The organism is Salinivibrio sp. IB282 (genome assembly GCF_001995685.1).
Classification (GTDB): domain Bacteria; phylum Pseudomonadota; class Gammaproteobacteria; order Enterobacterales; family Vibrionaceae; genus Salinivibrio; species Salinivibrio kushneri.
The window spans coordinates 41,304-51,920 of sequence record NZ_MUET01000034.1; the positions used below are offsets into that span (position 1 = coordinate 41,304).

The 10,617-nt window shown below is 48.7% G+C and carries 8 protein-coding genes; 2 read left to right on the forward strand and 6 right to left on the reverse strand.

The window, feature by feature from the left end:
- Window positions 1-73: 73 nt before the first annotated feature.
- Both BZG14_RS08765 and BZG14_RS08770 read right to left on the reverse strand, forming a co-directional pair.
- Window positions 74-901 carry a MalM family protein gene (locus BZG14_RS08765; RefSeq protein WP_077608539.1) on the reverse strand — a complete coding sequence of 276 codons (828 nt, stop codon included), beginning with the start codon at window positions 899-901 and terminating at the stop codon, window positions 74-76.
- Between the two features lie 63 nt (window positions 902-964).
- The gene (locus BZG14_RS08770) at window positions 965-2,392 is read right to left on the reverse strand and encodes a carbohydrate porin (protein ID WP_077608540.1); all 1,428 of its coding nucleotides are present in this window, start codon (window positions 2,390-2,392) and stop codon (window positions 965-967) included.
- Between the two features lie 412 nt (window positions 2,393-2,804).
- Here BZG14_RS08770 and BZG14_RS08775 point away from each other — a divergent pair, with 412 nt between their 5' ends.
- Window positions 2,805-4,769, forward strand: a complete 1,965-nt coding sequence (locus tag BZG14_RS08775) for a glycogen debranching protein (protein WP_198532039.1) — start codon at window positions 2,805-2,807, stop codon at window positions 4,767-4,769.
- 83 nt (window positions 4,770-4,852) lie between these two features.
- On the opposite strand, the gene malG is transcribed toward BZG14_RS08775, so the two are convergent.
- The 3 genes from malG to malE all read right to left on the reverse strand — a co-directional run bounded on the left by malG (window position 4,853) and on the right by malE (window position 8,575).
- Window positions 4,853-5,743, reverse strand: coding sequence for a maltose ABC transporter permease MalG (gene malG, locus BZG14_RS08780; RefSeq protein WP_077608542.1), 891 nt, complete (start codon window positions 5,741-5,743; stop codon window positions 4,853-4,855).
- A gap of 11 nt (window positions 5,744-5,754) precedes the next feature.
- Window positions 5,755-7,329, reverse strand: a complete 1,575-nt coding sequence (gene malF / locus BZG14_RS08785) for a maltose ABC transporter permease MalF (protein WP_077608543.1) — start codon at window positions 7,327-7,329, stop codon at window positions 5,755-5,757.
- 64 nt (window positions 7,330-7,393) lie between these two features.
- Complete coding sequence (malE, locus tag BZG14_RS08790) at window positions 7,394-8,575, reverse strand: maltose/maltodextrin ABC transporter substrate-binding protein MalE (protein ID WP_077608544.1); 1,182 nt, start codon at window positions 8,573-8,575, stop codon at window positions 7,394-7,396.
- Window positions 8,576-9,075: 500 nt separating this feature from the next.
- Between malE and malK the strand changes: the two genes are divergently transcribed.
- Window positions 9,076-10,215, forward strand: a complete 1,140-nt coding sequence (gene malK, locus BZG14_RS08795) for a maltose/maltodextrin ABC transporter ATP-binding protein MalK (protein WP_077608545.1) — start codon at window positions 9,076-9,078, stop codon at window positions 10,213-10,215.
- Window positions 10,216-10,344: 129 nt separating this feature from the next.
- On the opposite strand, the gene BZG14_RS08800 is transcribed toward malK, so the two are convergent.
- Window positions 10,345-10,617: alpha amylase C-terminal domain-containing protein (locus BZG14_RS08800; RefSeq protein WP_198532040.1), on the reverse strand; the 273-nt coding region annotated here is incomplete at its 5' end.

Sequence of the window (10,617 nt, forward strand, 5' to 3'; positions counted from 1 at the left end):
GGCAACCAACGTTGCCCTTTTGAGGTTACGTCTTGTTAAAGACGCGATGTAAAATGTAGATTAAATGATGAGATTACTGCTTGTCTAACTGTGCTTTCATCGCGTCACGAAAGACTTGGTCAGCGTCGGCAATACCCAATTGCTCAGCATCACGCAGTAATCCCATTGCTTTGTCGACATCGTTATCTGCAATAGAGGCCCGAATAGCCTGGTGGTAAAAATTCACGCTTTCTTGTTGCGGACGTTCAGTGGCGGAGAGTGCTGGCAGGACGATAGACTGATCGCTGGTGCGTGCGCCCAATGCTGCCGCTTCGATGGAAAACGTGCCAGTCAACGCGCGCGGCACTTGAATATCGCCTACCTCTGGAAAGTAATTCCCTCTTCCCTCTGCGTCCAATTTCGCTGGGTGGCTGACCGCCACCGTTTCATCAAGTTTATCTTTATCAGTAAAAATAACCAAATAGAGCGCACTGTCACCTACTTGTGGGTGGACTTTAATATTACCTTGCAAGCGGTTGCCATCGGCTAAGCGAGGTTTTAGGTAGACCAGCTCATCGTCGTCGAGTTTAGCGCGAATATCGCCAGATTGATTAATCACTTTGGCACTTGGAACAAAAACACTATCGTTTATTTCTGCCTCTATATTGATATCTAATCCATTCTTTACCATCGGTAATTCAAAAATAACGCCAGGGCTATCAATGCTATGGATATCGAGGACTTGTGTTTGTGTGGTGACCGCTACTTTGATCTCTTTATCCATCTCTAGCGGTAGTTGTTTCGCTTTCTCAATCTGCGTCACTGCCTCTCCCTTAGGTGCAATCTGATATTGGTTATCAACGATCGTCGAGCACCCATTAAGCAGTAATAACCCAGAGATAAATAACACYTTTTTGTTCATATAAAACACCTAAAAAAATAGCCGACAATTGTCGGCTATGAAAAAATAAAGTTTAAAAAAGGCTTACCACCAAGCTTCAACCTGTACGCCAGCTACGAGCTCACTATCTTCACCTGAACCAAAAGCGTCATCGTTTTCAAGGTCAGAGATGTACGAGCCATATACACGGATTTCAGGACGTGCCCAGAAGCTGTCACCCATTGCCCATGCTTGCGCAACGGTCAATTTAGAATTACCAAAGTCTTCGACCGCGTTACCGTCATCATTGATTTTCTCACCCGCATTATAGCCAGCTTCGAACACACTACGCATGGTATTATTCCATTTGTACATTGGACGGACGACGACAGAGAATTGGTCAATATCGAGGTTCTCACCGGTATAATTACCATCTTTATCTTTACCGCCGATATCATTGCCTTTGAGAAGTGCGAATTGATGGCCCATTTCCCAAGACTCACCTAGGTTCATGACCCCCCAGTTAATCAAACGGTAACCTGTCGCCTCGTTTTGCGCGCCAGAACGATCGTAGTAAGTCCCAGCCCCCCAGAAGTTAGCCGCTTGAACCCCATAGCCATTGGTACCGTACTGGAGGATAGTTTGGTTGAAACCATTATCCATGCCCTGGTGGACAATGCCCGTGACTAATAGACCATCATCTGCTTTGAGATCTTGATCGGCTTTTTCAACGCCAAAGTTATAAGCTGCTGCCAGTTCTAACTTAGCATCTGACCATAAATCGATATCGGCTAGGCGAATATCGGCAATATAGCCATTAACATCTTCTGATTTTTCTTTAGGTACGTTTTTATAAGCACCTGGTGCAACTTTAGCAGCTTCCGTTACATTGGTTTTACATGCTATGTCGTCGTCATCACAATCAGCTAAATGATCTTCTAGCGACTGAGCTGGACCACCATCAAACTCAAAGGTATTCTCCTGATCAAGTACGGCTTTATCACCATCAGCAACTTTCTGGGAGCCGTTATCTTGAATCAGTGCTAAAGACAATTTCTGATCACCAACAGATAGATTCTCAATACCACCACCGGTACCTGATGTATTCAAGAAGTAGAAATCAGTGATGTGGATATCTTTACGTTGATAGTAAGTTTTACCCGCCCAAAGTGTTGCATCTTCGTCGGCCAACACGCCTTTTGCTTTTACGGCAAACTGAGCGACATTGAAGTCACCATCTTCCCAGCCACTTTCACCAGGCGCGCCCGACGCAATCATTGATTCAACTCGCCAAGTTTGTTCACCGGTTTTTAGCTCTTCCGAAAACCCAAACTCAGAGTAGTTGTCATTTTCGTTACCGAGGCGACCAATACCATGTTTATTAATAGCCAAATCACCAGTGTCAGAACCATCATAATTAGAGGCACTAATACCGGTCCCTGCTCGCATATAACCGTTAAAATCGACAGCGAATGCTGAGGTGGCAGTGACAGCAGTCGCGACAGCCGCCGCAATTAAACTTACTTTTCTCATACCTTACTCCATAATGCGCCTTTTTTACGTGTCTCTTCACACCGGCAGTGGGTAGTGGAAAAAGACAATGTGTCCAAGGCTTAGCTTTCTTCGTTATCCTGGAGTTATCCTATCCCTGAGCGGTCATTTTCGCGTCATCCAACCGTGTGATTTCAGGGGGAGGAGGAGAAAGGAGGAGTGAGAGCTGATTATCTAAACTTGTCGAGCTGGGTCACTGAACGAGGGCGTAATTGGTAATTATTTTTCGCTAAACAGGCCTACAAAATGTCAACACGATCACTATTAATAGATTTATTCATAGCAACATGAAACTTTATTACATGAGGGACAATGATCATAAATGTGACGTCAGATTGAATTATTTATAGGTAAACGCTCTAATAGCGATTCATCTCATTTAATGGTGTTATTTATGTCGGTTTGCTTCCCAATCCCTTATGTATTAGGAGCGCAACTACACCCATCAGGTTGTCGGTTTACGCTGTATGCACCCGATCAGGACGGCGTGCATTTACTGTTGTGGCATCAAGGGCACCAGCCTCAGCGGCTCGCCATGCGCGAATACAAGCGTGGCTACTGGACACGAGATGTCGCTGATGTGGTTGCGGGGCAAGAATACAGTTTTGAGGTCTTACAGGATGGTCAAACATGGTACTTGGCCGATCCGTATGCGCAAGCGGTGACTGGTCCCTTACGCTATCAGCCTCCTTATTCACCACCGCAAAGCATATTGCTGGCACGTTGCCAAGTCGTCGATCATGCGTCTTTTGATTGGCAAGGCGTGTCATCGCCTCAGCGCGCCATACGAGACACTGTGATTTTCGAAACCCATGTTAAAGGGCTGACTCAGCAGCATCCAGATGTCGCCCCAGCGCAGCAAGGACGTTATTTGGGTTTAGTCTCACCAGCGATGTTGGCGTTTTATCAACAACATCAGATTAATTGCCTGCAACTGCTTCCGATTACGTCTTGCTTACCGGAGCCGCATTTACTCAGCCAGCAAAAAACCAACTACTGGGGCTACAACCCATACGTTTGGATGGCTCCGGATCCGCGCTACGCGGAAAAAAATGCGGTTAATGAGTTGAAAACAGCAATACGCGAGCTGCACCGTCACGACATTGAGGTGATTTTAGACGTGGTGTTTAATCATACCGCGGAAGGTGGCGACGGTGGGCCGATTCTTCATTATAAAGCGCTTGATCATGCCATGTACTTACATGATGGCCAACAACTGCGCAATTATACCGGCTGTGGCAATACCATTGATATACGCCACCCTGCCGCGCTAAAACTGGTACTGGACACATTGCGTATGTGGGTCACCGACTATCACGTGGATGGGTTTAGGTTCGATCTCGCCGCGACCCAGGGGCGAAATGGCGATACCTTTAACCCCCAAAATGCGTTTTTCCTCGCCATTGCCCAGGATCCGATCCTTTCTAAGGTCAAGTTGATTGCGGAACCCTGGGATATAGGCCCCGATGGGTATCAGCTAGGACAATTTCCGATTAACTGGGCTGAATGTAACGATAAAATCCGCGATACCATCCGCAGTTTATGGCGAGGCGATCCAGGCATACTGCAAGATTTCGCCACGCGATTGATGGGTTCGCGCGACGTTTTCAGCGCAGCGCATTGGCCCGATCATTTGCCGATTAACTATGTAACCTACCATGATGGTTTTACCCTGCAGGATGTGGTCAGTTATGCCAAGCGGCATAACCATGCCAATGGCGAGAATAACCGGGATGGTCATGGTGACAATCGCTCCGCCAATTATGGTGTCGAGGGGCCGACAAACAATCCTGACATTATTGAGGTAAGGAGGCGGCAAAAACGGAATATGATGGCAAGCATCCTCTTCTCGCTGGGGACGCCACACATTCTAATGGCCGATGTGTTAGGCCACTCGCAACAAGGGAATAACAATGCCTATTGCCAAGATAACCCTATCAGTTGGTTAAACTGGCAAACGCAGGATCACGATTGGTCAAACTGGCTAGCCACTATGATTGCACGCCGCAATGCCATCGTACCACGCTTTATCGATGCGTTAAGTGGCACACAGCGCCATTGCAATCAGATTACGTGGCGGCACCCGAATGGCGATCCGATTCACGATCATCAATGGTCAAAGCTGCAAGCGCTCAGCTGTCAGATCACGCTCGGCGCGCATCACCCTGACGCGGGTCAATCAATGCTTATAGCCATCAACAGCAGCGACACCGCGCACGACCTACGGCTTCCACCAAATCATCAGTGGCGCATTGTCTGTGACACCGCGACCGGTGAGACAACCGTCGCTCCACCAGCGTCATGCCAACGCTTGGCAGCAAAGAGCTTTTTGGTCTGCATCGACGGTGACTGGCTGTAGCCCAATATTACCCGCATCAAAAAGGCAGCTAATGTTAGCTGCCTTTACGTTCGCGCTCTTGCTTCGCCTAAGGGCGTAACGCCTTAACCTTTCACGCCCCCTGCGGTCAAACCACCCACTAACCAACGTTGGGCGAGTAAGAAAACCCCGGTAATCGGTACCGCTGACAGTACGGCTGCCGCCGCAAAGTCGCCCCACAGATAGTTTTGCGGATACAAGTACTGCTGCATGCCGACCGCCAAGGTATACGAATCAACATCCGACAACAGAATCGAAGCAACTGGCACTTCACCTACCGCCATGATAAACGACAGAATAAAGACCACAGCCAAGATAGGCACGGAGAGCGGAAGCAGCACCAGCCTAAACGCCTGCCACGGGGTGGCGCCATCCAATGCTGCGGCTTCTTCCAATGAACCATCAATGCTCTCGAAGTAACCTTTAATGGTCCAAACGTGTAATGCAATCCCGCCTRAGTACGCAAAGATCAAGCCTCCGTGGGTGTTGAGCCCTAAAAATGGGATGTACTGCCCCAACTTGTCAAACAAGGCGTAGATAGCCACCAATGCCAACACCGCTGGGAACATCTGGAAGATCATCATCGCGTTCAAGATGGTCTGCTTGCCTTTAAATCGCATACGCGCAAAGGCATACGCCGAAGTGGTTGAGAGCACCACGATAAACAGCGAGGTGATCCCGGCCACTTTTACCGAATTCCACAGCCATAATAGAACGGGAAATGGCGGTGGCGTGACCGTGCCATCCGAGTTAGTCACCGGGAAGCCCAGTGCTAATTTCCAGTGTTCCAGTGATGGGTTGTCCGGGATCAAGCTCCCAGTGGCGAAGTTCCCTTCGCGGAATGAAATCGCAATAATCATTAACAGCGGGAATAGGATCAACGCCAAGAACAAGCACAAGCCAATATGGGTTGCCCAGACGCGATATTTTAAGGATTTACCTTGTACCATTGCCATATTTAGGTTCCTCAGTGCTCGTTTTTCTGCGTCATACGAAGGTTGATTAACGCCAGTGCGCCGACYATCAAGAAGATCAATGTGGCGATGGCACTTGCCAAGCCGAAGTCTTGACCACCACTGCCTTCAAAGGCGATGCGATAGGTATAGCTAACCAGCAAATCGGTATAACCGGCCGGCTCCGTGGTGCCGATACGGTTTGGCCCACCTTCTGTTAACAACATAATCATCACAAAGTTATTGAAGTTAAAGGCAAAGGCCGCAATCAGCAGAGGAGTCAGTGGTTTAATCATCATCGGCAGCGTAATACGGGTGAAGTTCTGAATGAAATTCGCGCCGTCAATCGCGGATGCCTCGTAGAGATCATCAGGAATCGCTTTAAGCAAGCCCATACAGAGGATCATCATATAAGGGAAACCCAGCCAGGTATTAACGGTGAGCACCATGCTCCGCGCCAAGAACGGATCAGAGAACCAATTAGGGCTAATGCCAAACAGCGCTTCCAAGACCATATTGATTTCGCCAAAACTCTGGTTAAACAAGCCGCGGAAAATCAAAATTGAAATAAAGGCGGGTACCGCATAAGGAAGGATCAATAACAAACGGTAGATCGACTTACCTTTCAGCTCTTCCCACTGCACCAAACTCGCCAATATCAAGCCAATAAACAGGGTGAATACCACGGTGAGTACGGAAAAGACAATCGTCCAGATAAAGATGCCAATAAACGGCTCTTTGATGCCCTCGTCCGTCCATACGCGCTCAAAGTTATCCGTGCCAATTTGCACCACATAACCGGGTGAAACAGTATCGCCCACAAATTCACCGGAGGCATTAACCGGTTGATAGTAACCTACCTCATCGTTAGGTTTGAGCGTCTCACCCGTTTTATTGTTGATCAGCGTGCGGCCATCGTCCTGCAAGCTATAAAGCGATTGAATGGCGGCGAACTTGCGCAAACCACTCATACGAATGGTTTTGTCACCAGACAATGCCAGGTCTAACTCCCCAAGCGCGTCGCGGTTTTGAATCACATTGCGTAGTGACGCTTTTTGTCCCTCAACACTGTCAATCGGGCTAAGTGACAAGTTGTCATCAGCCAAGGTTGCAAATTCAAATGGCTTGGTGGCATAGCGTGTATTCTCGCCCTCCACCACAATGCGAACGCCTTGATCCGTTCGATATAACGAGAAAGGATAACTGTCGCCACTTTGAAAGGTTCGTTCTAATAATACGGACTGGGCACGCTCGAAAGAGAGTTGATTTTTGGCGCTGTAGTTGGTGAATGACAGCCCAACGGTATAAACCAACGGAAAAATAATGAAAAGGATCATCCCCGCGATACCTGGATAGATATAGCGATGGGCGTATGTTTTTTTACTGCCAAAAATGTACAGCGCTAATGCGGTTAATACCACAGTTAACAGGGCAAAGGCGGTTTCACCACGCGAATACATCAAGACGGTGGCATAGCCATTGATAATGGCCACAGTAGCCAGTAACGCCCATTTTATGAACGCTTTTGTGCTGCTGGGCAAAGAAGAGCCTGACGTTGTCATAGCTTGGGAACCTTGGACTGACTGCATAAGGAACGCTACTCACATAGTTTTTAAAAAATGCAGGGAGGCAAGCCCCCCCTGCAGATAGAGCTTATTTGACCATTTGCGTTTCCGCATCGTCGAGTGCTTCCTCGACGCTTTGACGGCCATCGACCACATTAATGATGGCGTTTTTGGCAGCTGCCCAGAACCCATTCATTTGTGGAATATTCGGCATCACTTCGCCATGTTTGGCGTTTTCCATGGTTGCCGCAATACGCGGATCTTTGGCAAGTTCCGCCTGATAACTATTCAACGCCACCGCACCCAGAGGTTTATCAGCATTCACCATCGAGAGGCCGTCATTAGTCAACAGATAGTTTTCCAAAAACTCGACCGCCAGCGCTTTGTTTGGCGACGCGGTGCTAATACCGGCACTTAACACGCCAACAAAGGGTTTAGAGGCTTCACCTTGGAAGGTAGGTAAGGTGGTGACACCATAATTGATACCTGACTTTTCGATGTTGCCCCACGACCATGGGCCGTTGATGGTCATCGCTGTATCACCTTGGTTGAAAGAAGACTCAGAAACCGAGTAGTCCATATCAGATGAAATCACGCCATCTTTCACCATCTGCTTCATGAAATGCAGTGCGTCATGTACACCTTGGTTATTGATACCCGCGTCTTTCACATCATAGCCGTTTGCCGTTTGCTTAAATGCATAACCGCCATCAGCTGCCATCAGTGGCCATGTGAAGTACGGTTCTTTCAGGTTCCACATGATGGCTGACTTGCCCTGCTCTTTGAGCTTGGCATCCATCTCAACCACGTCTTGCCACGTTTCTGGTGGGTTAGGCACCAAATCCTTGTTGTAGATGAGAGAAAGCGATTCTACGGCCACCGGATAACCGACGTATTTGCCTTTGTATTTCACCGCATCCCAAGCAAAGTCGACCATGCCGTCTTTAAGACGCTCAGATGGACGAATCTCTGCCAGCAAGCCTGATTCTGCATAGCCACCAAAGCGATCGTGCGCCCAAAATACAATGTCTGGACCATCGCCCGTTGAAGCAGTCTGAGCGAACTTGTCTTGCAGACCATCAGGGTGAACGACGGTGACAGGAATGCCCGTGTCTTGTTCAAAACGGTCACCCACTTCGGCAAGGCCGTTATAACCTTTGTCTCCGTTAATCCAAATCGTCAGTTGGCCTTCTTCGATATTGGCATTGGCGCCAAATGAACCCAGTGCAATCAGGGTACCGAGAGCAACAGCGCTAAGTGATTTTTTCATCTTTCTATCCTTCTTCTACTGAGGTGTAGCACGATTCCATGGAGGATGAGCTGTATTTCACGGTCTATCATGGGTAATTCCCGCGCATTCCTCATCATCCTGGCCTCTACGCCCTGCCTCTATGCGAGCGAATTCGTGATCCATATCGCTCGTCGCTAATGATGCGGTTCACAAAAATAAACGGTACGTGATCAACTTCAACTAATTTGCTCATAATTTTGTGATGTACACCCTCAAATCAATTTGGGGAGGAGATTATCCTCCTCCCCGCCTACTCCCCCTGTAATAATTGTCCACGGGAGGATGCGCCATTTGCAAAGATACGCGACACTGCCTGACATCAAAAAAGCATCGGGTGGAATCTATCCAATGTGCTTAGTCAGTGACCAAACAGCGTTCAACAAAAACGATAACGCTCGAAAATGGCCGATATTGAATAGCACAGCCACCTATAATGCGTATTGAGCCGAATTAATGAAAAGCGATTGAGGGCGAGCGACATGGCAAGTGTCACGTTTAAAAACGTTTGTAAAGCGTATGACGACGATGTAATGATTTCAAAAAACGTTGACCTAGAGATAAAAGATGGCGAATTTGTTGTCTTTGTCGGTCCATCTGGCTGCGGCAAATCCACCCTATTACGCTGCGTTGCCGGGTTGGAAGATATTACGTCGGGCGACCTTTACATTGATGATCAGCGAGTAAATGATATTGAGCCATCCAAGCGTGGCGTCGGGATGGTATTCCAATCTTACGCGTTGTATCCCCACCTAAACCTCTACGACAACATGTCGTTTGGCTTGAAACTAGCAAAAACGAACAAAGCGGAAGTCGATAAGCGCGTGCAGCAAGCGGCGGAGATCTTACAACTCGGTCACTTACTCGACAGACAACCTAAGTCGTTGTCTGGCGGACAACGTCAACGTGTTGCGATTGGACGCACCCTGGTGTCTCAGCCTCGTGTCTTCTTGCTCGATGAGCCACTTTCCAACCTCGATGCTGGATTACGGGTGCAGATGCGCGCGCAAATCACCAAGTTACAACGTCAGCTTGGCTGTACCATGATTTATGTCACCCACGATCAGATTGAAGCCATGACCATGGCCGATAAAATTGTGGTGCTAGATGAGGGCCGTGTCGCGCAAGTGGGCAAACCGCTTGAGCTATACCACTACCCACAAAACCGCTTTGTGGCCTCGTTTATTGGCTCACCAAAAATGAATTTCATGAGCGTATTCATCGCAGATGTTGAGCCGACTCGGGTCAAAGTGCAGCTAAGTGAGGGGGCCAGTTTCTGGATGCCAGTCGATGGTAAAACCGTCACGCGCGGCGATCGTATGTCTCTCGGCATTCGTCCTGAGCATTTGGTGGCCGCCAAAGACGGTGATGCGCAAATTGAAGGGGAAGCGACCATTGTTGAGAAGCTGGGCAACGAGACGCAAATTTATCTCAACCTTGAAAGCGCAGACGCAGACGTGATCTATCGCCAGCTCGATACCGTTGAGATTGAACCCGGCGACAAATACGCCATTGGTATTCCCGCTCACCGCTGCCATCTGTTCCACAGTGACGGTCGAGCGTGCAAGCGCCTGCATCGTGAAAATGGCGTCACCTTCGTTGATGAAGAAGATGCCGCCTAATATCACCTTGTAAGAGACAACGACTAGGCCGCATTCGCGGCCTTTTTACTGTATCGGCTCAGACAGAAAAAACGCCAAGGATTAACTTGGCGCAATCTTCACTTTGTCGCCCAAAGGGCGTCATTGCTTTCACCCTTGCCAGCGATAAAACACAGTGGCTAATGGGGGGAGATTCAGTGTCAGCGATTGGGGCTGGTCGTGCGCCGCGCTTTTATCAGTGCTAAGCGCTACGTAAACGGGGTACCCGCTGCCCCAAAACGCCTCATCATCCGAATTTAATACCAATTGGTAATCACCACTCATCGGCACACCCAGCTGAAAACCGTCCCGGGGTACCGGGGTGAAATTACTCACCACCAGCATCCGCGAGCCGTCATCGCCAAGCCGTTCGTGTGCCATGAC